This is a genomic window from Streptomyces sp. NBC_01591 (assembly GCF_035918155.1).
Taxonomy (GTDB): domain Bacteria; phylum Actinomycetota; class Actinomycetes; order Streptomycetales; family Streptomycetaceae; genus Streptomyces.
This window is the reverse complement of sequence record NZ_CP109327.1, coordinates 4398476-4424203: the sequence shown is the minus strand read 5'-3', so window position 1 is coordinate 4424203 and position 25728 is coordinate 4398476. Positions and strand designations below refer to the sequence as shown.

The window sequence follows — 25728 nt, the reverse complement described above, 5'->3', positions numbered from 1 at the left end:
AGCAGAGCGAGGGGTGCTGTTTCACGTGAAACAGCACCCCTCACCAGATCGTGGTGCGACACCGGAAGGCGGGCCATGTTTCACGTGAAACATGGCCACCGCACCCGCACGCCGGCAGACCGAGCCTCCAGCAGCCTCAGCCCTGCGCGGCCCACCACTCCTTGAGCTTCTTGACCGCCATGCCACGCTCCATCGGGCCGTGCTCCAGGCGCAGCTCCAGCAGGAACGCGTACGCCTTGCCGATCACCGGCCCGGGACCGACACCCAGGGTCTTCATGATCTCGTTGCCGTCCAGGTCGGGGCGGATGGCATCCAGCTCCTCCTGCTCCTGCAACTGCTCGATGCGCTCCTCCAGCCCGTCATAGGTCCGAGAGAGTGCGGCGGCCTTGCGCTTGTTCCGCGTGGTGCAGTCCGAGCGGGTCAGCTTGTGCAGCCGCTCCAGCAGGGGGCCGGCATCCCGCACATACCGACGGACCGCGGAGTCCGTCCACTCGCCGTCGCCGTAGCCGTGGAAGCGCAGGTGAAGCTCCACCAGCTTCGAGACGTCCTTGACCATGTCGTTGGAGTACTTGAGCTCGGTCATCCGCTTCTTGACCATCTTGGCGCCCACCACCTCGTGGTGATGGAACGAGACTCGCCCGTCCTTCTCGAAGCGTCGCGTCCTCGGCTTCCCGATGTCATGGAGGAGAGCGGCAAGGCGCAGAACCAGATCAGGGCCGTCCTCTTCCAGATCGATCGCCTGTTCCAGGACGGTCAGCGAGTGCTCGTAGACATCCTTGTGACGGTGATGCTCGTCACTTTCCAGGCGCAGTGCCGGGAGCTCCGGCAGCACCTGCTGCGCCAGGCCCGTGTCGACGAGCTGCGCCAGACCCTTGCGGGGGTGGGCGGAGAGCAGCAGCTTGTTGAGCTCCTCCCTGACCCGCTCTGCGGAGACGATTTCGATGCGCCCGGCCATCTCCGTCATCGCGGTGACCACATCGGGAGCGACATCGAAGTCCAGCTGAGCCGCGAAACGGGCAGCGCGCAGCATGCGCAGCGGATCGTCGGAGAACGAGTCCTCGGGTGTTCCGGGGGTACGCAGAACGCGCTCCGCCAGGTCCTCGAGACCACCGTGAGGATCGATGAAGACCTTCTGCGGAAGTGCGACGGCCATCGCGTTGACCGTGAAGTCACGCCGGACGAGGTCATCCTCGATGGAGTCGCCGTAGGACACCTCGGGCTTGCGCGAGGTCCTGTCGTACGCCTCCGACCTGTATGTGGTGACCTCGATCTGGTAGCCGTCCTTCTGGGCACCCACTGTGCCGAAGGCGATCCCGACCTCCCACACCGAGTCGGCCCACGGCCGGACGATCTTCAGTACCGCTTCGGGGCGAGCATCGGTCGTGAAGTCCAGGTCGTTCCCGAGCCTGCCGAGAAGCGCGTCCCGGACCGAGCCTCCGACCAGGGCGAGACTGAACCCGGCGTCCTGGAAACGGCGAGCGAGGTCGTCGGCGACCGGGGACACCCGCAGCAGTTCGCTGACTGCGCGGTGCTGCACCTGGGTCAGGGCACGGGAGCTGTCTTCATTGGCGTTCGACACAACAGAAAAGGGTACGTGCCCGGACCGGCCCGGTCGCCCTGGTTTCGTCCCGCCCTGCAAGACTCTTCCGATCATGTAGCGAACTCCCCAGCACTTGGCACCCGCGCACATCGTTACCATGCGTGGACGCAAGAACCGACAACCATCGACACCAGCTGACGACGACGAGGGACGGGTAGGCGCGTGGCCGAGGCGGCAGACATTCAGGGGAACGGTCCCTCTCCTGCCCGCCGGTGGCTGCGGCACACAGCCGCCCTGATCATCGGGGCGCCGCTCGTCGCGGCTCTGCTGGCCGGTCCGACCGCACCCGCAGCGCAGGCCGACGGGACCGGCAAGGCCCACACCAAGTCCGAAACGGTCGACGTGTCCCTGAACACCTTGGCACCGAGCGCGCCGGCCAAGGGAGACACCCTGACCGTCTCCGGCACCGTGACCAACAGGGGCAAGGACACGATCACGGATGCCACGGTCGACCTGCGGGTGGGCCCGAAGCTCGCCAGCAGGACGGAGATCGACACCGCCGCCAAGCGCACCGGGTACGTGCTCGGCAGCGACCCAGCCGCGCTCGGCGGCAAGTACACCGTGAAGTTCGCGAAAATCCCCTCCGGGATCAGCCAGGACTTCACGCTGTCCGTTCCGGTCGGCAAATTGGGGCTCGGCGACGACGGCGTCTACCAGCTCGGCGTCTCACTGTCGGGGCAGACCTCACAGGTCCGGTACGACCAGGTGCTGGGGATCGAGCGCACCTTCCTGCCCTGGCAGGAAGAGGAGCGCGACTCCAGGACGAAGGTCACCTATCTCTGGCCACTCATCGCATCGGCCCATGTCACCGCCGAGACGGGCACCGACGATCAGCAGACGCCCGTGTTCACGGACGACGACCTGGCCGCCGAGCTGGCTCCGGGCGGACGGCTCGAACAGCTGGTCTCACTGGGCAGCCAGCTGCCCGTGACCTGGGTGATCGACCCGGATCTGCTGGCCAGTGTCGACGCGATGGCGGGGAACTACCGCGTCAAGTCCGGGGACACCACCGTCGCCGGGAAGAACCAGGCCGTTGCCAAGCAATGGCTCACTTCGCTCGAGGCCGCGGTGTCGGACGGGAAGGTCGTCGCGCTGCCGTTCGCCGACCCCGACCTGGCGTCCATCGCGCACCGCGGCAAGAACGTCTCCGGCACCCTCAGCCACCTTCAGACCGCCACCGAAGTGGCCGGGAAGACGGTCCAGACCATCCTCCACGTGAAGCCGTCGACCGACTTCGCGTGGCCCGTCGACGGGGCGATCGACCCGTCGGTCGTCGATGTCGCCACCTCGGCCGGGGCCCACAAGGTGATCGCCCGCAGCGACAGCCTCCAGGAGACCGGCGGTCTGCAGTACACGCCGACCGCTGCCCGGCCGATCGGCGGCGGCACCACCGCGGTCGTCGCCGACGCCCGGCTCTCCACGGCCTTCCAGGGCGACATGTCGAAGGCGGGGAACTCCACCCTCGCCGTGCAGAAGTTCCTCGCTCTGACCCTCGCTCTGACCGAACAGGACACGGACACCGAGCGGAGCATCGTCGTCGCACCTCAGCGGATGCCCACCGTGGCCCAGGCCCAGTCGATGGCCCGCGCCCTGCACGGACTCGACGACGGACGCTGGACACAGCCCCTCGGCCTGGTGGAAGCGGCCGGGGCGAAGCCCGACGCGGACGCGACGACCAGCGTCCCCGGGGCCTCCCAGTACCCGAGGAAGCTCCGCAGCCAGGAGCTGCCCACCCAGGCCTTCCAGGACATCAAGTCCACCCAGGTCTCACTGAACAACTTCCAGGTCATCCTCACCCAGCCCGAGCGGGTAGTGACCCCCTTCGGCAATGCGCTCAACCGGTCCATGTCGACGTCATGGCGCGGCAGGCCGCTGGAGGCCCAGCAGTACCGGGACTCGGTCCGCAGCTATCTGCAGGACCTCGTCGGCGAGGTCCAGCTCATCTCGAAGTCCGACGTCACCCTGTCCGGCCGTAGCGCCACGATCCCGGTGACCGTGCAGAACAGGCTGTTGCAGGGCGTGGACCATCTCGTCCTCCGGCTGAAGTCGGAGAACGCGACACGCCTGAAGCTGAACGACGGCGGGGCCGTGGCGGAACAGCCGATCCGGATCGGCGCCGGCCACAGCCAGTCCGTGAAGTTCGACGCGGCGGCCAACGTCAACGGCCAGGTCCAGATGACGGCGCAGCTCTACACGGAGGACGGCACACCGTACGGCGGAGAGATGACCTTCACCGTGAAGGTCTCCGAGCTCACCCCGACCGTGCTGCTGGTCATCGCCGGCGGGCTGCTGCTCCTGGTCCTCGCGGGCATCAGGATGTACACCCATCGCAAGCGCGCCAACGCGGGCGGCGCGGCCGGGGACGACGGCGGTGAACCCGAGCAGCCGAGTGACCCGACTCCGGACACCGGTCCGGAAAGCGGGGAGCCGTCGGGCTCGGGTGAGAAAGTGGAACGTTGAGCGATGTCTGTCGTGGCCGGTCGGCCGGGGACGATGAGGTGGGGTTTCGATGAACGCGCCGTACGACGGTGACCGCGGTCAGGGTGCGGGCGGAGCCGGGTCTTCCGGCGGGCCTCCGATGCCCCCAGGGCCTGGCCAGGTCCCGCCGACGCCCGATCCGTACCTGCAGGACGCCTACGACCGCGATCCCTACCGCGCCCAGGATCTGTCCGTTCAGGACCCGGTGACCGAGGCGCTGTACGACCGTGCCGCGCACCCGCCGCCGCCCCCGGGCACCTACCAGCAGCCCCAGCCGCTCTATCAGCAGCCGCCCGCGGCCCAGTACCCGCCCGACCCGCGCATCTGGGCACAGACCCCGCCTCCCGAGCCCGACGGCCCGTCGCGGCACCTGCCGTACGGCGACGATCCGGCGACCACCCAGTTCGTCGGGGTGGACGACCTCGTCAGTCAGGCTTCCCGGGACGACGAGCAGCCGGATGCCTTCGCGCATCTCTTCCGGGACCAGGAGGGTCCGGCAGGGGCCGCACCCGTCCCTCCGGAGCCCGAGCCGGCCCCGGCACCCGCCCCGCCCAAGTCCGGCGGCCGGGCCGCCGGAATACTGAAGTCCAGCGCACTGATGGCGGCCGGCACGCTCGTGTCCCGCCTCACCGGATTCGTGCGCACCCTCGTCATGACCGCCGCGCTCGGTGCGGCACTGCTAGGCGACAGCTTCACCATCGCCTACACCCTGCCCACGATGATCTACATCCTCACCGTGGGCGGCGGCCTGAACTCGGTCTTCGTCCCTCAGCTCGTCCGTTCCATGAAGGATGACGAGGACGGCGGCGAGGCCTACGCCAACCGGCTTCTGACTCTCGTCATGGTCGCGCTCGGCGTGATCGTCGCGCTCGCGGTCTTCGCCGCTCCGTGGCTGATCCACATGATGTCGCCGACGATCGCCAACGACGTGGCGGCCAACAGCGTCGCCGTGACCTTCGCCCGGTACTGCCTGCCGACCATCTTCTTCATGGGCGTGCACGTCGTGATGGGCCAGATCCTCAACGCCCGCGGCAAGTTCGGCGCGATGATGTGGACCCCGGTCCTCAACAACATCGTCATGATCTTCACGTTCGGCATGTTCATCTGGGTCTACGGAACGTCCGCCGAGTCCCAGATGGGTGTCGAGACCATTCCGCCGGAGGGCGTCCGGCTCCTGGGCATCGGCACGCTGCTCGGTCTGGTCGTACAGGCCCTGGCCATGGTCCCGTATCTGCGCGAGGCCGGTTTCCGTTTCCGCCCGCGCTTCGACTGGAAGGGACACGGGCTCGGCAAGACGGTCAAGCTGGCCAAGTGGACCGTCCTGTTCGTGCTGGCCAACCAGGCAGGCGTGATTGTCGTCACCCAGCTCGCGACGTCGGCGGGCAAACTGTCCGGCAAGGACGGCACCGGCTTCCTCGCCTACTCCAATGCCCAGCTCATCTGGGGCATGCCGCAGGCGATCATCACCGTCTCCGTCATGGCGGCCCTGCTGCCCCGCATCTCCCGCGCCGCCCACGACGACGACCCGGGCGCCGTCCGCGACGACATCTCCCAGGGGCTGCGGAACTCGGCCGTCGCGATCGTGCCGGTGGCCTTCGCCTTCCTCGCACTCGGCCTGCCGATGTGCACCCTTCTGTACGCCTCCGCAGGCACCGAGGCCGCCCGCTCCATGGGCTTCATCCTCATGGCATTCGGTCTCGGCCTGATCCCGTACTCCGTGCAGTACGTCGTGCTGCGTGGCTTCTACGCCTACGAGGACACCCGCACGCCCTTCTACAACACGGTCATCGTCGCCGCGGTCAACGCAGCCGCCTCGGCCCTTTGCTACGTCGTTCTGCCCGCCCGGTGGGCAGTGATCGGCATGGCCGCCTCGTACGGGCTCGCCTACGCCGTCGGGGTGGGTATCGCCTGGCGACGGCTGCGCAACCGCCTGGGCGGGGATCTGGACGGTGCCCATGTCGTGCGTACCTACGCCCGGCTGTGCCTGGCAGCGACCCCGGCAGCGGTGCTGGGCGGCGGCGTGGGCTTCGCCGTTCTCCTGGGCCTCGGCGAAGGCGCCTTCGGTTCACTCGCCGCTCTGATCTGCGGTGGAGCCGTACTGCTGGGCGTCTTCTTCGTCGCCGCCAAACGGATGCGGATCGAGGAGATCAACGGCATGGTCGGTATGGTCCGAGGGCGACTCGGTCGCTGAGGTTCATCCGCCGCACAACCATCACCGCCCCTTGCGTGTCGTGCATAGCGCTGGAGTGTGGGCACAATTGGCGTGACTGTGCAGAGCTGGCTGGCATCGCGCAACGGATGGGGAGGCAGGAACGACGGTGGCGGAACGTAGCACGGCTGCCGTCGACGTGGCCGACAACAGCGGTGATGAACCGCTGGCCGCCAAGGCGGACGAGGCCACGACCGACGGGACGGCAGAAGCTCAGGACACCACGGGCACGAAGCCGCAGGACACGGATGGTGAACGCATCGGTTCCGAGGCCACCCTGCCGACCCCGGATCTGCACAGCGGGCACAAACTCGCCAGACGCTACCGGCTCGAGGAGTGCGTCACCCGTCTGGACGGCTTCAGCAGCTGGCGCGCTGTCGACGAGAAGCTGCGCCGAGCGGTGGGCGTCCATCTGCTTCCGGCCGACCACCCGCGTGCCCGGTCCGTGCTGGCCGCGGCCCGGTCCTCCGCACTGCTCGGTGACCCACGCTTCGTGCAGGTGCTCGACGCGGTGGAGGAGGACGACCTCGTCTACGTCGTCCACGAATGGCTCCCCGACGCCACCGAGCTCACCTCCCTGCTGGCCTCGGGGCCGATGGACGCGCACGACGCGTACCAGCTCGTCAGCCAGGTCTCCCAGGCCATGGCGGCAGCACACCGAGAAGGTCTCGCACATCTGAGGCTCACCCCGGGGGCGGTGCTGCGAAGCTCGACCGGGCAGTACAGGATCCGCGGACTCGCGGTGAACGCCGCCCTGCGGGGTATCAGCGCCGACAGTCCCCAGCGTGCGGACACCGAGGCGATCGGCGCCCTGCTCTACGCCGCGCTGACCCAGCGCTGGCCGTACGAGAGCGACGCGTACGGTCTGACCGGGCTGCCCAAGGGAGTGGGGCTGATCGCCCCCGCCCAGGTGCGGGCCGGCGTCCACCGCGGCCTTTCCGAGCTCGCCATGCGCGCACTCGCCAACGACGGCGCCACTGCTTCCCGGCAGGAACAACCGTGCACCACGCCGGACGAGCTGGCCAAGGCCGTTGCCGCGATGCCCCGCATCCGTCCCCCGGAGCCCGTCTTCACGCCACCTCCCGAGTACCAGCGCACGACCTACCAGCAGGGTTCCTACGGGCGTCCGCAGACCCGGCCCGTCGCCACACAGCCCACGATCGCCGTGCCCCCGGCGCCGCTCCAGAGCCGCACCGGCAAGGCCCTCAAGTGGGCCGTGTCCGCGTTGCTCATCGCCGCGCTGGGCCTCGGCAGCTGGCAGCTCGCCGAGACGCTCCTCGACCACAGCAAGGGCTCCGGCCCCGAGGACAGCACACAGACCAACCCGGAGAACAACGACAACAAGCCTCGCCCCCCGGCAAAGCCGCTGCGCATCGACGGCGCGAAAGAGTTCATGCCCAGCGGCTCGGGGATCCAGCCGGATGAGGTACCGAACTCCGTCGACGGCGATGCGAGCACGGCCTGGGTCACCCCTCGCTATGTGGGCTACGCGAATTTCGGCAACTACTCGAACCGCAGGGACGGCAGCGGCATAGTCGTCGACCTGGGCAGCGTTCAGGACGTCGCGGGCATCGAAGCGAAGATGTACCGCAGCGGACAGAAGGCCGAGGTGCTGGCAGCCGATCCGAGCGCTTCCGCCCCGTCGTCCCTCTCGGACTTCCCCCAGCGCCTCACCGAGCTGGGAACGGTGGGAAGCGATCTGAAGGAGACCTTCTCCAAGCCGGTACGGACCCGCTACGTCCTGATCCATCTCACCGAGCTGCCGTCGGACGGGACGGGTGGCTACCGGGGCGGGATCTCGGAGATCTCCGTACTCAGCTGACAGCGAGGCCGGTGGGGGCGCCCCCACCGGCCTCCGCGCATCCGGTGCCCCGTGCCGGATGTTCTCGTTCCCGCATCGGGCAGCACCTCTTTTGCCCCCTGCCCCCGCCCGCTCGAATCGTGATAGACAGACGCACCTTGACGCAGCGAAACGGAGGGAGGGGGAGGTGGCCGCCGAGCCGTCAGAACCACTGAGCGACTCAGACCTCCTCGCTCGCCATGTGGCCGGCGAACCGGACGCCTTCGGCGAGCTCGTACGGCGTCACCGCGACCGGCTGTGGGCCGTGGCGATACGGACCCTGGGTGACCGCGAGGAAGCCGCAGACGCCGTCCAGGACGCCCTTGTCTCGGCCTTCCGGGCCGCCCATACCTTCCGCGGTCAGTCCGCCGTCACCACCTGGCTGCACCGCATCACCGTCAATGCCTGCCTCGACCGGGTCCGCAAGGCAGCCACCCGCAGAACCGCACCGGTCGACGACACCGTGCGGTTCGAGCAGCTTCTCGAACCGCACGAATCCGCGGAGGCACCGGCGGAGCGCCAGGACCTCCACCGCGAGCTCCTGGCCGCACTCGCCACTCTCCCCGCCGAGCAACGCGCCGCGCTCGTCCTCGTGGACATGCAGGGCTACCCCGTGGCCGAGGCGGCACGCATCCTCGACGTACCGACAGGCACCGTGAAAAGCCGCTGTGCGCGGGGGCGGGCCCGACTGGCCCCTCTGCTCACCCACCTTCGCAGCGAGGTCGCAGGAGCCGACGAGACGGCCACGAGAAGGAACCGGACGCCGCGCGCATCCGTCCCACCGGCATCGGGGCCGAGAGATGCGGGCACAAGCGATCCTGCTGCAGTGAAGGGCGGAGGTGGGCGCACATGACATCAACGACCGACACGACCCAGCATCCGGATGTCACGGAGATCTCCGACCTGGTGGAGGGGCTGCTCCCACCGTCGCGTGAGGCAGAGGTACGCGACCATGTGGATGGCTGCGAACTCTGCGGTGAGGTCCATCTCTCTCTCACGGAGATCCGCGAGCTGCTCGGCTCCGTACCCACACCACAGCGCATGCCGGACGATGTCGCAGTCCGCATCGACGCCGCACTCGCCGCCGAAGCGGCTCTCGGCGCCACACCACCACACGGCTCAGCGCATGTTTCACGTGAAACCGAACCGACGGCATCACAGAAGCCGAACGCGGAGCCCAGCCCCTCGCACCGTCCCGCAGGGCGCCCCCGGGCGACCACCGGCCCCGGCCGCCGACCGGCCCGGCGCCGCCGTCGCACAGCCGTCCTCGGAGCCGCTCTCGGTGCAGCCGTGGTCGGCGTGAGCATCTTCATGCTGCAGAGCGTCCAGCCGTCCCAGGACTCCGGGAGCCTCAAGGCGGCAGACCAAAGGTCCAGCTCCGAGGAGAACGGCGGAGGAGCCTTCTCGGAGTCCACGCTCGAGGACCAGGTGCAGTCGCTTCTTCTGAGTACGGGCACGAAGCCGTCGAGGTCAGTCGATGGTGTCGAGGCTGAGGAACAGTCACCGTCCGGCAAGGCGCAATCGCCCAAGAGCGCCTCGGACGAGCCCGAGTCGCCTCGAACGCCATTGCGCGCACCCACCGTGTCCGTCCCGCCCTGTGTGGAGCAGGGCACCGGACGCAACGCCGCCGCCCTCGCGGTGGAAGAAGGCACCTACGAAGGCGCGGCTGCCTTCCTGGTCGTCCTTCCGCACCCGTCCGACGCGACCCGTGTACAGGCGTACGTCGTCGACGCGGCCTGCGTCCAGGAAAAGCCCGCGGGCAAGGGCGAACTCCTGCTGACCCGTACCTACGCGCGCCCCTGAGAATCCCGCCGGGCGCCGCCCCGGCACGGCGGGGAATGCATCCCCCGTAGGATCCGTTGGGTGGGGTGAGTGTCGTTGAACCGACCCCAGTAGGCGTGGACAGTAGGCAGTCTGCAGAGACGAGGAAGAAACCCGTGAGCGACGTCCGTAATGTGATCATCATCGGCTCCGGCCCCGCGGGCTACACGGCCGCCCTTTACACCGCACGCGCCTCGCTGATGCCGCTGGTGTTCGAGGGCGCCGTCACCGCCGGCGGCGCGCTGATGAACACCACCGACGTGGAGAACTTCCCGGGCTTCCAGGACGGGATCATGGGCCCCGAGCTCATGGACAACATGCGCGCCCAGGCCGAACGCTTCGGCGCCGAGCTCGTCCCCGACGACGTCGTCTCCGTGGACCTCAACGGAGACATCAAGACGGTCACCGACACGGCCGGCACGGTGCACCGCGCCAAGGCCGTCATCGTGACGACCGGCTCCCAGCACCGCAAGCTCGGCCTTCCCAACGAGGACGCCCTCTCCGGACGCGGTGTCTCCTGGTGCGCCACCTGTGACGGCTTCTTCTTCAAGGACCAGGACATCGCCGTGGTCGGCGGCGGCGACACCGCGATGGAGGAGGCGACCTTCCTCTCGCGGTTCGCCAAGTCGGTCACCATCGTCCACCGTCGCGACACGCTGCGTGCCTCCAAGGCGATGCAGGACCGCGCCTTCGCCGACCCGAAGATCAAGTTCGCCTGGGACAGCGAGGTTGCCGGAGTGCACGGCGATCAGAAGCTGTCCGGTCTGACCCTGCGGAACACCAAGACCGGCGAGACGTCCGAGCTCGCGGTGACCGGCCTGTTCATCGCAGTGGGCCACGACCCGCGCACCGAGCTCTTCAAGGGCCAGCTCGACCTCGACGACGAGGGCTACCTCAAGGTCGATGCTCCCTCGACGCGTACCAACCTGACCGGTGTCTTCGGCGCCGGTGACGTCGTCGACCACACCTACCGGCAGGCCATCACCGCTGCCGGCACGGGCTGCTCGGCCGCTCTCGACGCCGAGCGCTTCCTCGCTGCGCTCGCCGACGACGAGAAGGCCACTACGGCCACCGTCTGACTCACGCCTCTCACCCCACACCCCAAGAAGTTAAGGAGGTCGCCGTGGCCGGCGCCCTGAAGAACGTGACCGACGACACCTTCGACGAGGTCGTCCTGAAGAGCGAGAAGCCTGTGCTGGTGGACTTCTGGGCCGCCTGGTGCGGGCCGTGCCGCCAGATCGCCCCGTCCCTGGAAGCCATTGCCGCCGAACACGGCGACCAGATCGAGGTCGTCAAGCTCAACATCGACGAGAACCCGGCCACAGCCGCCAAGTACGGCGTCATGTCCATCCCGACCCTGAACGTCTACCAGGGCGGCGAGGTCGCCAAGACCATCGTCGGCGCCAAGCCGAAGGCCGCGATCGTCCGCGACCTCGAAGGCTTCCTCGGCGAGTAGTGCCGCAAACCGCTGTTTCACGTGAAACGGGTCCGTCCCTCGGGGGCGGACCCGTTTCACGTTGTCATGGGCTCTCGGATCACAGCGGCCTCAGCGCCGGCTCCTTCTTCACCGCGCCCAGCAGCCGGTCCAGCGCCAGCTCGACGTCTTCCTTCCAGGACAGCGTCGTACGCAGTTCCAGTCTCAGCCGCGGATGAGCGGGATGCGGTCGTACGGTCTTGAAGCCAACCGCCAGCAGATGATCCGCGGGAAGCACACAGGCCGGTTCCTTCCACCGAGCGTCGCCGAACGCCTCGATCGCCTTGAATCCCCGACGCAACAGGTCCTTGGCGACGGTCTGCACCATGACCCGGCCCAGCCCCTGCCCCTGGTAGCCCGGCATGATCCAGGCAGTCATCAACTGCACGGCGTCGGAAGAGACCGGGCTGGTGGGAAACGCGGTCGAGCGCGGTACATAGGCCGGTGGCGCATAGAGCACGTAGCCCACCGGCACATCGTCGACGTAGACAACGCGGCCGCACGAGCCCCACTCCAGGAGAACGGCCGAGATCCAGGCCTCTTTCTCCAGCTCGGGCGTTCCCGCCTTTACCGCAGCTTCCCCGCTGACCGGATCAAGTTCCCAGAAGACACACGAGCGGCAGCGTCTGGGGAGATCGGAAAGGTTGTCCAGTGTGAGGGGTACGAGCCGACGCCCCATGAAGGCTGTTCCTCGCTTTCTTCGCCCGCCGCATCACGTGCGACAGTCAGTGCACTCCGTTCGAGGAGCAGGCTGCCGACGAACCCTCCGACAGCCCCCAGGCCCAGCCCCACTGTCATCAGTCGGCTGCGGCTCACTGATCGCATGGCCCTCCCTACCGAGGTGACTCAAGCCGGATGTGCCATACCAGAACGCATCGTATCCACCCAGGGATGAAGCCGACACCGAGAGAAAGCAAAGGGCGGGCTGTGTTCCGGTAACCACCGGAACACAGCCCGCCCGACAACCCCATCGGCAGGGTCAGCCCTCGTCGTCCTCAGCGGATTCCTCGGAGGGTGCGCGATCCAGCACGCGCCCCTCACCCGGTGCCAGGCTGCCGAGAATGCGGTCCAGATCCTCCATCGATGCGAACTCGACGACGATCTTCCCCTTCTTCTGGCCGAGGTCGACCTTCACCCTGGTCTCGAAGCGGTCCGAGAGCCGGGTAGCAAGATCGGACAGCGCAGGCGACACCCGGCCGCCGGCCCGCGGCCCCTTGGCCTTGGAGGGGCTCGTGGGACTGGAGCCCATGAGGGTCACGATCTCCTCGACCGCACGCACCGACAGCCCCTCGGCCACAATGCGATGGGCCAGCCTGTCCTGCTCCTCCGAGTCGTCCACGGACAGCAGCGCCCTCGCATGACCCGCCGACAGCACGCCGGCGGCCACTCTCCGCTGCACCGGAGCCGACAGCCTCAGCAGACGCAGCGTGTTGGACACCTGCGGACGGGAACGCCCGATCCGGTCAGCCAGCTGGTCATGCGTGCACTTGAAGTCCTTGAGCAGCTGGTCGTACGCAGCTGCTTCCTCCAGCGGGTTCAGCTGAGCCCGGTGGAGGTTCTCCAGGAGCGCGTCCAGGAGAAGCTTCTCGTCATCCGTGGCCCGGACGATAGCCGGAATCCGCTCCAGACCCGCCTCACGGCAGGCCCTCCAGCGCCGCTCGCCCATGATGAGCTCATAGCGCTCCGGCCCCACCTTCCGCACGACAACGGGCTGGAGAAGACCCACCTCCTTGATGGAGGTCACCAACTCCGCGAGCGCGTCCTCGTCGAACACCTCACGGGGCTGGCGGGGGTTCGGGGTGATGGTGCCGAGAGGAACCTCGGCAAAATACGCCCCGGCAGGTCCCGCCGGTTCGGCGACCGCTCCGGCCTCCGAAACCGGCGCACTCGGCTCCGGCACGACCGGAGCACCCGAGCGAGCGGCCAACTTTGCCGCGGCCACCCCCCGCTCCGCCGTCATCACAGGACTCGCCCCGGCAGAGGTCGATCCCATCCCCGTGGACGGCACCTGCTTCTCCTGCGGAGCGGCGGGGATCAGGGCACCCAGCCCACGCCCCAACCCTCTTCGACGCTCGCTCACTGAATCCCCTCCGAAATGCTCTGCTGGCTGTTCCCGCTGCCCGTCTGGGCATGCTGGGACTCGTAGTGGACCCCGACACCCCGCAGGGCGATCTCACGCGCCGCTTCGAGGTACGACAGCGATCCACTGGAACCCGGGTCGTAGGTCAGCACGGTCTGTCCGTAGCTGGGTGCCTCCGAAATCCGCACCGATCGCGGAATGCTCGTCCGCAGCACCTCCTTGCCGAAGTGGCTGCGCACCTCCTCCGCGACCTGCGAAGCGAGCCTGGTCCTGCCGTCGTACATGGTGAGCAGGATCGTCGACACATGGAGATCGGGGTTGAGATGCCCCCGCACCAGGTCCACATTGCGCAGCAGCTGGCCCAGCCCTTCCAGCGCGTAATACTCGCACTGGATAGGGATCAGCACCTCGGCGCCGGCGACCAGGGCATTGACCGTCAACAGACCGAGCGAAGGCGGGCAGTCGATGAGGATGTAGTCCAACGGCTGCTCATACGCCTGGATCGCTCGCTGCAGTCGACTCTCCCGCGCCACCAGCGACACCAGTTCGATCTCCGCACCGGCGAGATCGATGGTGGCGGGGGCGCAGAAGAGACCTTCGACGTCCGGTACTGGCTGAACCACCTCGGAGAGCGGCCTGCTCTCCACCAGGACGTCATAGATCGAGGGGACTTCGGCATGGTGATCGATGCCCAGAGCCGTAGAGGCGTTCCCCTGCGGGTCGAGGTCGACCACCAGAACACGTGCGCCGTGAAGCGCGAGCGAGGCAGCAAGATTGACCGTCGTGGTCGTCTTGCCCACTCCACCCTTCTGATTGGCCACCACCATGACGCGCGTCCGGTCAGGACGGGGCAGGCCCTCGCCGGCGCGGCCAAGGGCCTCAACCGCCAGCTGGGCCGCGCGACCGATGGGTGTGTCGTCCATCGGCGGCGGTGTTTCACGTGAAACACCCTCCCCCGCCGATTCGGTTCGGGGACCGGGGACCGGATCGGTCATCGGTCCCGCGATGTTGGCGTCGGACCGCAAGGATTCACTCTCCTCGACTTCAGGCTCGCAATGAACAGAGCCTGCCATGCTTTCGGGGTCGTGAACCAGCGAGGCCCGCTCTTCTGTGGATGAATCCACTTCTGTGGACAACTCCGTAGCCCTAACGGGCCTGCGATGCCGCGGCGCGGCAGCCGCACGACCGCGGCTGATGATTCCATGCAGCAGAGAGCGACGTTTCACGTGAAACACGATGCCCCTGCAGCCAGGCTGCAGGGGCACGACACTCCGCATGGGTACGTACGGCTACGTATCGGAAGCGCAACCAGCAGACGGTACATACCGCACGTAGCGCTCAATCCCGCGACGCGCCAGAGACGTCAGCGACGCCGCCTCGTACGGCTCGTCCTGGCAGCCTTGGCCCTCTTTGCGGCGAACCTCACACCGCCCGGACTCTCACCGACCACCACACGCACCACCGTGGACATCGGGTCGACAACGCCCTCCCCGACGTGCAGCACCTCGGTCTCGACCACGCCGAGCTTACTCAGGGCCGCACGAGCCCCGACGATCTCCTCCTCGGCCGTGTCCCCCTTGAGCGCCAGCATCTCGCCGTACGGACGCAGCAGCGGAACACCCCAGCCGGCCAGCCGGTCCAGCGGTGCCACAGCGCGAGCCGTCACCACATGCACCGGCTGCAGCGAGCCCAGAACCTCCTCGGCCCGACCACGCACCACCGTCACATGATCCAGACCCAGCAGCTCCACGACTTCCTGGAGGAAGTTCGTACGCCGGAGCAAGGGCTCCAGCAAAGTGATCTTGAGATCTGGGCGGACCAGCGCCAGCGGGATACCAGGAAGGCCGGCACCCGAACCCACATCGCAGACCGTGACACCCTCGGGCACGACCTCGGAAAGCACCGCGCAGTTCAGCAGATGCCGCTCCCACAGCCGCGGCACCTCACGCGGGCCGATCAGCCCCCGCTTCACCCCGGCATCCGCCAGCAGTTCCGCGTACCGGACGGCCTCCGGGAAGAACTCGCCGAAAACCGCCCGCGCCCCTTCGGGCGCCTGGGGAAGCTCTACTTCCTCCGTCACGGGAACCGTCCTTCCATACCGCACTACCGCACTGTGGGTGGCTGATCTATCAGGCTGACAAAGATCGGCCCCGCCTGCGAACAGACGGGGCCGACAGAACTAGGGTCCGGTCAGGCCGGGAGGACGACGACGAAGCGCTCCGGCTCCTCGCCCTCGGACTCGCTGCGCAGGCCGGCGGCCGCCACCGCGTCGTGAACGACCTTGCGCTCGAACGGTGTCATCGGGTCCAGCTTCACCGGCTCGCCGGTGCTCTTGACCTCATCCGCGGCCTTGGCACCCAGCTCGGCGAGCTCCGCCCGCTTCTTGGCCCGGAAGCCCGCGATGTCCAGCATCAGCCGGCTGCGGTCTCCGGTCTCCCGGTGGACAGCAAGCCGCGTCAGCTCCTGGAGCGCCTCCAGCACCTCACCGTCGCGGCCCACGAGCTTCTGCAGATCACGTGCCGAGTCGCTGATGATCGAGACCGCGGCCCGGTCCGCCTCGACATCCATGTCGATGTCGCCGTCGAGGTCAGCGATGTCGAGCAGACCCTCAAGGTAGTCCGCTGCGATCTCGCCCTCCTGCTCAAGACGGGTCAAGGTGTCGCTGCCCTCAGCGGCCGTGGAGGTGGTGCCTTCCGTCACGGATGGACTCCTTCTTACTTCTTGGACGGGTGCTTGGGCCGCTGCGGGCCCTTGCGCTGCCCGGACTTGGCTTGGCGTGAGGAGCCGGACGCGGGCTTACCCGCCGGCTTGGGCTTGTCGTCCTGCGATGCGCTCTTCTGCAGGGAAGTCTTGGACTCCGACTCACTGGAATCGGTGTCCTTGGCCCCGCCCTGCTGGGCCGCACCGGTCTGGCGCTTCGCCTTGGTCTGGCGCTTGGGCTGCTGACGCCGCTGCGCGGCTCCGCCCTCGGCCTCGGCGACAGCGGTCTCGCTCTTGATCACGGTGCCGTCCTCCTGGGCGGCGAGGCCCAGCTTGGCCAGCCCCGTGATGAACTTCCGCTCGATGTCATTGCGGTCCGGGCCCTTGGACACGATCCGCTTGACGGTGTTGCGCCGGGCCCTGCCGCGGACCTCACCGTGAGCGGTGACGCTCTTCAGCAGACGTCCCAGGTACTGGTCCTGCGCCTTGCTGCCCGGGGTCGGGTTCTGGTTGATCACGTACATCTGCTGACCCATGGTCCAGACGTTGGTGGTCAGCCAGTAGACGAGGACACCGACGGGGAAGTTGATACCCATGACGGCGAAGATCACCGGGAAGATGTACATCAGCATCTTCTGCTGCTGCATGTACGGCGTCTTGACCGTCAGGTCGACGTTCTTGGTCATCAGCTGGCGCTGAGTGAAGAACTGCGACGCCGACATCATCACGATCATGACCGCGGTGACGACCCGGACATCGGTCAGCGAGGCACCAAGAGCCTGGACCTTCTCCTCGCTGTCCATGAACTTGGCAGCGAGCGGAGCACCGAAGATGTGTGCCTGACGGGCGCTGTCGAGCAGCGACTGGTCGATGACACCGATCTTCTTGTTCGAGGCGATGGCCGACAGCACGTGGTACAGGGCGAAGAAGAACGGCGACTGCGCCAGGATGGGAAGGCACGAGGAGAGCGGGTTGGTACCCGTCTCCTTGTACAGCTTCATCATCTCTTCGGACTGACGCTGCTTGTCGCTCTTGTAGCGCTCCTGGATCGCCTTCATCTTCGGCTGGAGCACCTGCATGTTGCGGGTCGACTTGATCTGCTTCACGAAAAGCGGGATCAGGCAGATCCGGATCAGCACCACCAGGGACACGATGGACAGGCCCCAGGCCCAGCCCGTGTCGGGTCCGAAGATCGCCCCGTACATCTTGTGGAACTGGACGATGACCCATGAGACAGGCCAGGTGATAAAGCTGAACAGACTGGCAATCGTGTCCACTAATCAGGCTCCTTGAGCATTGGGCGAAGTCTCTGCGGCCTGACCAGGGGGTTCGGAAACCGATCCCCGGACAGGCGCATCAGCGGCGGAGTCCCCGCCCTTGCCACCGCGCATGGCATTACGCAGGAGTTCATGCCAACGCGGACGTTTGCGTGGTGGAACGTGGTCCACGCCACCGGGTGACCACGGATTGCACCGCAGGATGCGCCAAGCCGTCAGCGCGGTTCCCTTGATCGCTCCGTGCCGGTCGATCGCCGTATATCCATAGTGGGAACACGACGGGTAGTAACGGCAGACGGGCCCGAGGAGTGGGCTGATCGTCCACTGATACAGCTTGATAAGAGCCAGCAGCGGGTACTTCATCGCGCGCCCCCTCCCAGCAGCCGCTGGAGAGCGGCGTCCAGGTCTCGGGCCAGCTGTTCATGGTCGGCGTCGCCCGCTCCGGGCAGCGCTCGTACGACAACCAGGCTACCGGGGGGCAGCAGGGCAAGCCGTTCGCGGACCAGGTGGCGAAGCTTCCGCTTCACCGCTGTGCGCACAACCGCTCCACCCACGGCTTTGCTGACAACGAAACCCGCACGCGGCGGGGGAGCATTCTCCCCAGTCACGTGCGGGTCCGTTGCACCGCTGCGTAGATGAACGACGAGTAGCGGGCGGCCGGCCCGGCGTCCTCGACGTACTGCGGTCGCGAAGTCCTCGCGCCGCCTCAGCCGATTCTCGGTAGGCAGCACGTCATGACCTGTAAGCGATCAGGCGGACAGGTTGGCGCGACCCTTGCCACGGCGGGACGCGAGGATCGCGCGGCCGGCACGGGTGCGCATACGCAGCCGGAAGCCGTGGGTCTTCGCGCGACGACGGTTGTTCGGCTGGAAGGTGCGCTTGCTCACTAGGGGGCTCCAGAAATGACTCGTGTGTTGGCGGGACATCGCCTGGCTGTCACCGTGCGCCCACGAGAGACTCGCGTAAACGCTCTAGTGCACCGCTTCACAATCACAGATCGTGATCTTTGCCCATCGGAGGCAGGCGGCAGCAGCCATCGACAACTCGACCTGGTCACGGTACGCGCGGCTGCGCCATCCGGTCAAACCGGCTCCACAGCACCCCCCACTGTGCACAGGCTGTGGACAACGACTTGAACCACGCGGGTCGCCCTGACTACCGTGGCTGAGTTCCGGTCTTTTCTTCCTGCCTGCCGGTCCCCACCCATCCCGTCCCGAGAACCACACATTCGTGGGACCAGCGAGAGAGCGTGCCTTGTGGCTGACGTACCTGCCGATCTTGCCGCAGTGTGGCCACGAGTTCTGGAGCAACTCCTCGGGGAGGGCCAACAGGGCATCGAGCCGAAGGACAAACAGTGGATCGAGCGCTGCCAGCCGCTCGCCCTGGTCGCCGACACGGCACTGCTCGCCGTCCCCAATGAATGGGGCAAGCGCGTCCTGGAAGGCCGGCTCGCGCCGCTCATCAGCGAGACGCTGAGCCGCGAATGCGGCCGCCCGATCCGCATCGCGATCACCGTCGACGACTCCGCGGGCGAGCCGCCGAGCCCGCCCGCGCCTCCGATGCACCAGTCCCAGCAGCACCGCTACCAGGGACCGCAGCACGACGAGCGGCAGCACAACGACGCGTACGACGGCTACGGGCACCGGCCCTCCGACGACGGCATGCCGACCGCCCGGCCCGCCTACCCCGACTACCAGCAGCAGCGTCCCGACCCCGGCGCGTGGCCGCGCACCCAGGAGGACCTCTCCTGGCAGCAGCCCAGGCTCGGCGGATTCCAGGACCGCGAGGCTCCCGCGGAGCAGTGGCGCGAGCCGTACGCCGGCGGCCGCCCCCAGCAGCCGCAGCACGACTACCGTCCGCAGCCGCCCGAGCGCCAGGGTTACGAGCAGCAGCGCCCGGACCACCACGACATGCAGGAACACCAGCCCCAGCACCGGCAGGGCGGCGCCGGCACGGGACGGCCCGGCGGCGGCACCGGACCGATGGGCTCGCAGCCCGCTCCCACGCCCGGCCCCGGCGAACCGGCGGCCCGGCTGAATCCGAAGTACCTCTTCGACACCTTCGTCATCGGCGCGTCCAACCGATTCGCGCACGCCGCGGCGGTCGCGGTCGCCGAAGCCCCCGCCAAGGCGTACAACCCGCTCTTCATCTACGGGGAGTCCGGGCTCGGCAAGACCCACCTGCTGCACGCGATCGGTCACTACGCCCGCAGCCTCTACCCGGGCACCCGGGTTCGGTACGTGAGCTCCGAGGAGTTCACCAACGAGTTCATCAACTCGATCCGCGACGGCAAGGGCGACACCTTCCGCAAGCGCTACCGGGATGTGGACATCCTGCTCGTCGACGACATCCAGTTCCTGGCGAGCAAGGAGTCGACGCAGGAGGAGTTCTTCCACACCTTCAATACGCTCCACAACGCCAACAAGCAGATCGTGCTGTCCTCCGACCGGCCGCCCAAGCAGCTGGTGACCCTGGAGGACCGGTTGCGGAACCGTTTCGAGTGGGGTCTGACCACCGATGTGCAGCCGCCGGAACTGGAGACGCGGATCGCGATCCTCCGCAAGAAGGCGGTGCAGGAGCAGCTCAACGCCCCGCCGGAGGTGCTGGAGTTCATCGCCTCCCGTATCTCCCGGAACATCAGGGAGCTGGAGGGGGCGCTGATCCGGGTCACGGCCTTCGCCAGTCTCAACCGTCAGCCGGTGGACCTCGGACTGACCGAGCACGTACTGAAGGACCTGATCCCGGGCGGCGAGGACTCGGCTCCGGAGATCACGGCGACGGCCATCATGGCCTCGACCGCGGACTACTTCGGCCTCACGGTGGACGACCTCTGCGGAACCTCGCGCAGCCGCGTGCTGGTGACGGCCCGCCAGATCGCCATGTACCTGTGCCGGGAGCTCACCGACCTCTCACTGCCCAAGATCGGTGCGCAGTTCGGCGGCCGCGACCATACGACGGTGATGCACGCGGACCGGAAGATCCGCGCGCTGATGGCGGAGCGCCGCTCCATCTACAACCAGGTCACCGAGCTCACCAACCGCATCAAGAACAGCTGACGGACCGCCGCCGCACGCGCCGCAAGGGCGCCCGGAGGGCCCTCACAGGGCTCCTCGGGCGCCCTTTTCGTTGTCTGGAAGCCATCTGGAGGCCGCCTGGAGGCCGCCCGCAGACCGTCCGCCGCCCGCTCCGACCCCGCCCCGAAGCCCGCTGCCAACGCTCCGACGACGCCGCGGTGTTCGAATACCTGTCGCTGACCAGCAGTTCTCCACAGATCTGGGGAGCTTTTCTCCTCCACAGCCTGGGGATCCGGAAGTTGTCCATATTGCTTCCACAGGGGCGACTGCCGATACTCCATCAGGCCAGGTCAAGGGCCTGGGGATTTGTGGCCAACAACAATCCACAGCCTGTGGACAAAATATTCGTCCACAGGGCGCGGATGATGTTGTCCACCGGCGGCCCACAGGTCGAGCCGTGTTGTCCCCAGCTTCCTGTTGCTTCTCCACACCTCTGTCCACTGTTCGGCAACGCGGCACCGCCTTTCACCGCACCGAGTGAAAGGCGTCACACCGAGAGGGTCGGTTGGGCTGTGGGCAACCTGGGTAAAGCTGGGGACAGCCCTGGGGAGAAACCCACCTGTCCTGTGCATCGGGTGTGCAGAACTTTCGCGTGTCCACAGAAGCGCCGTGTTGTCCACCGGTGCCACCCACAGGGGCAGTGGACAAAAAACAGGACTTGACCTGCGGAAACGACGTTATCCACGGTTTCCACAGGCCCTACTACTACTGCCACATAGAGTTAGCCCGGAATCCGCTTCGAAGTGGGGCCTGTGCACAACTCGGCGCCGGAGCTCTCCGAACCTCTTGTCGCGACTTGACCCCGAGCAGCACCGAGTGTCGGTGCCGTACGTCAGACTGGTCCCCGGCGTCCTCGCTGCCTCATCGGCGGGAGACGCGATCAGACGACGAAGGCCAGCAGGGCGAGCGAGCAACAGCAGGAGGCGGTTCCGGTGAAGATCCGGGTGGAGCGCGATGTACTCGCGGAGGCTGTGGCCTGGGTGGCCCGTAGCCTCCCGGCCCGTCCGCCGGCGCCCGTTCTTGCGGGCCTTCTGCTGAAGGCTGAGGACGGGGCCCTCAGCTTCTCCAGCTTCGACTACGAGGTCTCGGCCCGGGTCTCGGTGGACGCCGAGGTCGAGGAGGACGGCACGGTGCTGGTCTCCGGCCGGCTGCTCGCCGACATCTGCCGCGCCCTCCCCAACCGCCCGGTGGAGATTTCCACAGACGGTGTACGGGCGACCGTGATCTGCGGCTCCTCACGATTCACACTCCACACCCTTCCTGTGGAGGAGTACCCGGCACTTCCCGAGATGCCGACCGCGACGGGCACGGTCCCCGGCGAGGTCTTCGCCTCGGCCGCCGCCCAGGTCGCCATCGCCGCGGGCCGGGACGACACGCTGCCGGTGCTGACCGGTGTGCGGATCGAGATTGAGGGCGACACCGTCACCCTGGCCTCGACCGACCGCTACCGCTTCGCGGTCCGCGAGTTCCTCTGGAAGCCGGAGAATCCGGACGCCTCCGCTGTCGCCCTGGTGCCTGCCAAGACGCTGCTGGACACCGCCAAGGCCCTGACCAGCGGTGACACGGTGACCCTGGCGCTTTCCGGCTCGGGTGCCGGTGAGGGGCTGATCGGTTTCGAGGGCGCGGGCCGACGTACGACCACGCGGCTGCTCGAAGGCGATCTGCCGAAGTACCGCACGCTCTTCCCCACGGAGTTCAACTCGGTCGCGGTCATCGAGACGGCGCCGTTCGTCGAGGCCGTCAAGCGTGTGGCTCTCGTCGCCGAGCGGAACACCCCGGTGCGGCTCAGCTTCGAGCAGGGCGTGCTGATCCTGGAAGCGGGCTCCAGCGACGACGCACAGGCTGTGGAGCGGGTCGACGCGGTGCTGGAGGGCGACGACATCTCGATCGCCTTCAACCCGACCTTCCTGCTGGACGGGCTGAGCGCGATCGATTCCCCGGTCGCCCAGCTCTCCTTCACGACGTCCACCAAGCCCGCGCTGCTCAGCGGCCGTCCGGCTGTGGATGCCGAAGCGGATGACGCGTACAAGTACCTGATCATGCCGGTCCGCCTCTCCGGCTGATCCGGTCATCGGTCCTGTCATGGCAGATCCCGACGGGCACGCTCGACGCCGAGCATGCCCGTCGGCCCGTCCCCGGCCGGGCGTAGGCTCGTCCTTGGGTACGAATCGGCACAACGCTTAAGGAATCTCTGATGGAGCTCGGTCTCGTCGGCCTCGGCAAGATGGGCGGCAACATGCGCGAGCGCATCCGCCGCGCAGGCCACACCGTCATCGGTTACGACCGCAACCCGGACGTCTCCGATGTCCACAGCCTCGAAGAGCTTGTGGGCAAGCTGAAGGGTCCCCGGGTCGTCTGGGTGATGGTTCCGGCCGGCGCCCCGACCCAGGCCACGATCGACGAGCTCGCCGGTCTCCTCTCGCCCGGCGACATCGTCGTGGACGGCGGGAACTCCCGCTGGACCGACGACGAGAAGCACGCGGTCGAGCTGGGCATCAAGGGCATCGGCTTCGTGGACTGCGGCGTCTCCGGCGGCGTCTGGGGCCTGGAGAACGGCTACGCGCTGATGTACGGCGGCGACGCCGAGAACGTGGCGAAGGTCCAGCCGATCTTCGACGCGCTGAAGCCCGAGGGCGACTTCGGTTCCGTCCACGCGGGCAAGGTCGGCGCCGGCCACTTCGCGAAGATGGTCCACAACGGCATCGAGTACGCCATGATGCAGGCCTACGCCGAGGGCTGGGAGCTCCTGGAGAAGGTCGACTCAGTCACCGATGTGCGCGAGGTCTTCCGGTCCTGGCAGGAGGGCACGGTCATCCGTTCCTGGCTGCTCGACCTGGCGGTCAACGCGCTGGACGACGACGAGCACCTCGACAAGCTCCGTGGCTTCGCCGCCGACTCCGGTGAGGGCCGGTGGACGGTGGAGGCCGCGATCGACAACGCGGTGCCGCTGCCCGCGATCACCGCGTCGCTCTTCGCGCGTTTCGCCTCGCGCCAGGACGACTCCCCGCAGATGAAGATGATTGCCGCGCTGCGCAACCAGTTCGGTGGCCACGCGGTCGAGAACAAGAAGTAACCGCAACGGGTGGCGGGCCGGACCAAGGCGTCCGGTCCGCTCCACGAAGCACGGAGCAGGAAGCCGGGAAGGTCGGCGTACACCCATGCATGTCACGCATCTCTCGCTGGCCGACTTCCGCTCGTACGCCCGGGTCGAGGTACCTCTCGAGCCGGGCGTCACCGCTTTTGTGGGGGCCAATGGCCAGGGCAAGACGAATCTGGTGGAGGCGGTCGGCTATCTCGCGACGCTCGGCAGCCATCGGGTCTCCTCCGATGCGCCGTTGGTGCGGATGGGCGCGGACCGGGCTGTCATCCGCGCCGCTGTGACGCAGGGAGAGCGTTCGCAGCTGATCGAGCTGGAGCTCAATCCCGGCAAGGCCAATCGGGCTCGTATCAATAGATCGTCGCAGGTCAGACCGCGTGATGTGCTGGGGATAGTACGTACGGTGCTGTTCGCGCCGGAGGATCTGGCGCTGGTCAAGGGGGACCCTGGGGAGCGTCGGCGCTTTCTCGACGAGTTGATCACGGCTCGTTCGCCGCGGATGGCGGGTGTGCGCTCGGACTACGAGCGGGTGCTGAAGCAGCGCAACACCCTGCTGAAGTCGGCGGCGATGGCGCGTCGGCACGGCGGCAGGTCGATGGACCTCTCCACGCTCGACGTGTGGGACCAGCATCTGGGCCGGGTGGGTGCGGAGCTGCTGGCGCAGCGGCTGGATCTGATCGCGACCCTGCAACCGCTGGCGGACAAGGCGTATGGGGATGTCGCGCCGGGCGGCGGCCCGGTGGCGTTGGAGTACCGCAGCTCGGTCGGGGCGGACGTGGGGTCCGCGCGTACCCGTGAGGAGCTGTACGAGCAGCTGATTGCCGCCCTGGCGGATGTCCGCAAGCAGGAGATCGAGCGGGGTGTGACGCTGGTCGGTCCGCACCGTGACGATGTGCTGCTGGGGCTGCGGGGGATGTCGGCCAAGGGGTACGCGAGCCATGGCGAGTCCTGGTCGTATGCGTTGGCGCTGCGGCTGGCTTCGTACGATCTGCTGCGCAGCGAGGGCAACGAGCCGGTGCTGGTGCTCGACGACGTTTTTGCGGAACTGGACGCGCGGCGTCGTGAGCGGCTGGCGGAGCTGGTGGCTCCGGGTGAGCAGGTGCTGGTGACGGCCGCGGTGGACGACGATGTTCCGGGTGTGCTGGCGGGGACGCGGTACGCGGTGTCCGCGGGCGAGGTGGAGCGGCTGTGAGCGGCCGCGGCAAGGGGGCCGGGGAGCCGTCGCAGGAGCGTTCCGGCGGGGCCGGGGCTCCGGAGCCTTCGGGTGTCGATCTGGCGCGGGTGGCGTTGCGCGCGGCCAAGGAGCAGGCGCGGGCGCGTGGTGCTGCCGCGCAGCAGAAGAAGCAGGCCAGGCGGGGCGGCGGGCTGCGTTCGGGCGCGCGGGCCGATGGGCGTGATCCGTTGCCGCTGGGTTCCGCGATCAACCGTCTGATCACCGAGCGAGGCTGGGAGACTCCGGCGGCGGTGGGTGGGGTGATGGGGCGCTGGCCGCAGATCGTCGGTGAAGATCTGGCCAATCATTGTGTGCCGTTGCGGTACGACGAAGATCCGGCCGAGCGGGTGCTGACGGTGCAGTGCGACTCGACGGCGTGGGCGACGCAGCTGCGGTTGCTGGCGCCTCAGCTGGTGGCCCGGCTGAATGCGGATCTCGGGCAGGGCACGGTGCGGTTGATCAAGGTGCTGGGTCCTGGTGGTCCGCAGCGCAGGTTCGGTCCGCTGCGGGCGCCTGGGAGCACCGGTCCGGGCGATACATACGGCTGACCTGGCGTTTTCCTCGTTGTCGGGCTGTTGTCGGGCTTCTGCCCTTACTGATTCCATGCCGATTCCGGGCTCTGTGCGGGCCCGCTCCCGGCTCGGATGCGGCTCTGCCGCGGGGCAGTGCTGTCTGCGTGGGGCGCTGTCCGCTGGTTCCGTTTTGTACGGGTATCTGGCGATTGAGGCCACGCGCCGAGAATGGGGCGTCCCTCACGGTAGCGGGAGGTTGACAGGCCGAAGCGCTCAAGGCCCGCGTGAGCCTCCTGAGGGCCCTTCCTGAATATGGGGAGTCGTCAGCCGCTCATTCAGGGCGGCACATGCGT

22 protein-coding genes are annotated in these 25728 nt (G+C 67.8%); 12 read left to right on the top strand and 10 right to left on the bottom strand.

What is annotated here, in order from left to right; translation table 11 throughout:
* Positions 1 to 136: 136 nt before the first annotated feature.
* A complete protein-coding gene (locus OG978_RS20590; RefSeq protein ID WP_326766639.1) occupies positions 137 to 1579 on the bottom strand; it encodes a CCA tRNA nucleotidyltransferase in 1443 nt (480 codons plus the stop codon).
* Between the two features lie 183 nt (positions 1580 to 1762).
* Between OG978_RS20590 and OG978_RS20585 the strand changes: the two genes are divergently transcribed.
* From OG978_RS20585 to trxA, 7 genes are all read left to right on the top strand, one after another.
* Positions 1763 to 4060: a DUF6049 family protein gene (locus OG978_RS20585; protein WP_326766638.1), complete on the top strand. Its 2298-nt coding sequence runs from the start codon at positions 1763 to 1765 to the stop codon at positions 4058 to 4060.
* A 49-nt stretch (positions 4061 to 4109) separates the two neighbouring features.
* Positions 4110 to 6269 (top strand): murein biosynthesis integral membrane protein MurJ, encoded by a 2160-nt coding sequence (gene murJ, locus OG978_RS20580; RefSeq protein WP_326766637.1) that lies wholly within the window; start codon positions 4110 to 4112, stop codon positions 6267 to 6269.
* 127 nt (positions 6270 to 6396) lie between these two features.
* Positions 6397 to 8109 carry a protein kinase family protein gene (locus OG978_RS20575; protein WP_326766636.1) on the top strand — a complete coding sequence of 571 codons (1713 nt, stop codon included), beginning with the start codon at positions 6397 to 6399 and terminating at the stop codon, positions 8107 to 8109.
* A gap of 166 nt (positions 8110 to 8275) precedes the next feature.
* Positions 8276 to 8980 (top strand): RNA polymerase sigma factor SigM, encoded by a 705-nt coding sequence (gene sigM, locus OG978_RS20570; protein ID WP_326766635.1) that lies wholly within the window; start codon positions 8276 to 8278, stop codon positions 8978 to 8980.
* Entirely contained in the window at positions 8977 to 9930 is a 954-nt protein-coding gene (locus tag OG978_RS20565; protein WP_326766634.1) for an anti-sigma factor family protein, read from the top strand. Before sigM ends, OG978_RS20565 begins: the two co-directional genes overlap by 4 nt.
* A 134-nt stretch (positions 9931 to 10064) precedes the next feature.
* Positions 10065 to 11027, top strand: coding sequence for a thioredoxin-disulfide reductase (gene trxB, locus OG978_RS20560; RefSeq protein ID WP_326766633.1), 963 nt, complete (start codon positions 10065 to 10067; stop codon positions 11025 to 11027).
* A 44-nt stretch (positions 11028 to 11071) separates the two neighbouring features.
* Positions 11072 to 11404 (top strand): thioredoxin, encoded by a 333-nt coding sequence (gene trxA / locus OG978_RS20555; protein WP_326766632.1) that lies wholly within the window; start codon positions 11072 to 11074, stop codon positions 11402 to 11404.
* A 79-nt stretch (positions 11405 to 11483) separates the two neighbouring features.
* On the opposite strand, the gene OG978_RS20550 is transcribed toward trxA, so the two are convergent.
* The 9 genes from OG978_RS20550 to rpmH form a co-directional block, all read right to left on the bottom strand.
* On the bottom strand, positions 11484 to 12101 hold the full coding sequence (locus OG978_RS20550) for a GNAT family N-acetyltransferase (protein WP_326766631.1): 618 nt from the start codon (positions 12099 to 12101) through the stop codon (positions 11484 to 11486).
* A 300-nt stretch (positions 12102 to 12401) separates the two neighbouring features.
* A complete protein-coding gene (locus OG978_RS20545) occupies positions 12402 to 13502 on the bottom strand; it encodes a ParB/RepB/Spo0J family partition protein (RefSeq protein WP_326766630.1) in 1101 nt (366 codons plus the stop codon).
* A complete protein-coding gene (locus OG978_RS20540; RefSeq protein ID WP_326770101.1) occupies positions 13499 to 14575 on the bottom strand; it encodes a ParA family protein in 1077 nt (358 codons plus the stop codon). The genes OG978_RS20545 and OG978_RS20540 overlap by 4 nt, the downstream gene beginning before the upstream one ends.
* A 290-nt stretch (positions 14576 to 14865) precedes the next feature.
* Entirely contained in the window at positions 14866 to 15582 is a 717-nt protein-coding gene (rsmG, locus tag OG978_RS20535; RefSeq protein WP_326766629.1) for a 16S rRNA (guanine(527)-N(7))-methyltransferase RsmG, read from the bottom strand.
* 110 nt (positions 15583 to 15692) lie between these two features.
* Positions 15693 to 16202 (bottom strand): Jag family protein, encoded by a 510-nt coding sequence (locus tag OG978_RS20530; RefSeq protein ID WP_124719874.1) that lies wholly within the window; start codon positions 16200 to 16202, stop codon positions 15693 to 15695.
* 14 nt (positions 16203 to 16216) lie between these two features.
* Complete coding sequence (gene yidC, locus OG978_RS20525; RefSeq protein ID WP_326766628.1) at positions 16217 to 17479, bottom strand: membrane protein insertase YidC; 1263 nt, start codon at positions 17477 to 17479, stop codon at positions 16217 to 16219.
* Between the two features lie 3 nt (positions 17480 to 17482).
* Positions 17483 to 17842: a membrane protein insertion efficiency factor YidD gene (yidD, locus tag OG978_RS20520; protein ID WP_326766627.1), complete on the bottom strand. Its 360-nt coding sequence runs from the start codon at positions 17840 to 17842 to the stop codon at positions 17483 to 17485.
* On the bottom strand, positions 17839 to 18210 hold the full coding sequence (gene rnpA, locus OG978_RS20515; protein WP_266416837.1) for a ribonuclease P protein component: 372 nt from the start codon (positions 18208 to 18210) through the stop codon (positions 17839 to 17841). Before rnpA ends, yidD begins: the two co-directional genes overlap by 4 nt.
* Positions 18211 to 18228: 18 nt before the next feature.
* The gene (rpmH, locus tag OG978_RS20510; RefSeq protein ID WP_030930485.1) at positions 18229 to 18366 is read right to left on the bottom strand and encodes a 50S ribosomal protein L34; all 138 of its coding nucleotides are present in this window, start codon (positions 18364 to 18366) and stop codon (positions 18229 to 18231) included.
* A gap of 369 nt (positions 18367 to 18735) precedes the next feature.
* Here rpmH and dnaA point away from each other — a divergent pair, with 369 nt between their 5' ends.
* The 5 genes from dnaA (at position 18736) to OG978_RS20485 (ending at position 25411) form a co-directional block, all read left to right on the top strand.
* Positions 18736 to 20535, top strand: a complete 1800-nt coding sequence (dnaA, locus tag OG978_RS20505) for a chromosomal replication initiator protein DnaA (RefSeq protein ID WP_326766626.1) — start codon at positions 18736 to 18738, stop codon at positions 20533 to 20535.
* A gap of 950 nt (positions 20536 to 21485) precedes the next feature.
* On the top strand, positions 21486 to 22616 hold the full coding sequence (dnaN, locus tag OG978_RS20500; RefSeq protein ID WP_326766625.1) for a DNA polymerase III subunit beta: 1131 nt from the start codon (positions 21486 to 21488) through the stop codon (positions 22614 to 22616).
* 131 nt (positions 22617 to 22747) lie between these two features.
* The gene (gnd, locus tag OG978_RS20495; protein WP_326766624.1) at positions 22748 to 23626 is read left to right on the top strand and encodes a phosphogluconate dehydrogenase (NAD(+)-dependent, decarboxylating); all 879 of its coding nucleotides are present in this window, start codon (positions 22748 to 22750) and stop codon (positions 23624 to 23626) included.
* Between the two features lie 85 nt (positions 23627 to 23711).
* Positions 23712 to 24842 (top strand): DNA replication/repair protein RecF, encoded by a 1131-nt coding sequence (gene recF, locus OG978_RS20490; RefSeq protein ID WP_326766623.1) that lies wholly within the window; start codon positions 23712 to 23714, stop codon positions 24840 to 24842.
* Entirely contained in the window at positions 24839 to 25411 is a 573-nt protein-coding gene (locus OG978_RS20485) for a DUF721 domain-containing protein (protein ID WP_326766622.1), read from the top strand. Before recF ends, OG978_RS20485 begins: the two co-directional genes overlap by 4 nt.
* Positions 25412 to 25728: the final 317 nt, after the last annotated feature.

Bases quoted from the DNA above. Each gene is read 5' to 3' on its own strand.
- murJ (WP_326766637.1), top strand. From the start codon at position 4,110: ATGAACGCGCCGTACGACGGTGACCGCGGTCAGGGTGCGGGCGGAGCC.
- OG978_RS20565 (WP_326766634.1), top strand. From the start codon at position 8,977: ATGACATCAACGACCGACACGACCCAGCATCCGGATGTCACGGAGATC.
- recF (WP_326766623.1), top strand. From the start codon at position 23,712: ATGCATGTCACGCATCTCTCGCTGGCCGACTTCCGCTCGTACGCCCGG.
- OG978_RS20540 (WP_326770101.1), bottom strand. From the start codon at position 14,575: ATGGCAGGCTCTGTTCATTGCGAGCCTGAAGTCGAGGAGAGTGAATCC.
- yidD (WP_326766627.1), bottom strand. From the start codon at position 17,842: ATGAAGTACCCGCTGCTGGCTCTTATCAAGCTGTATCAGTGGACGATC.
- gnd (WP_326766624.1), top strand. From the start codon at position 22,748: ATGGAGCTCGGTCTCGTCGGCCTCGGCAAGATGGGCGGCAACATGCGC.
- OG978_RS20550 (WP_326766631.1), bottom strand. From the start codon at position 12,101: ATGGGGCGTCGGCTCGTACCCCTCACACTGGACAACCTTTCCGATCTC.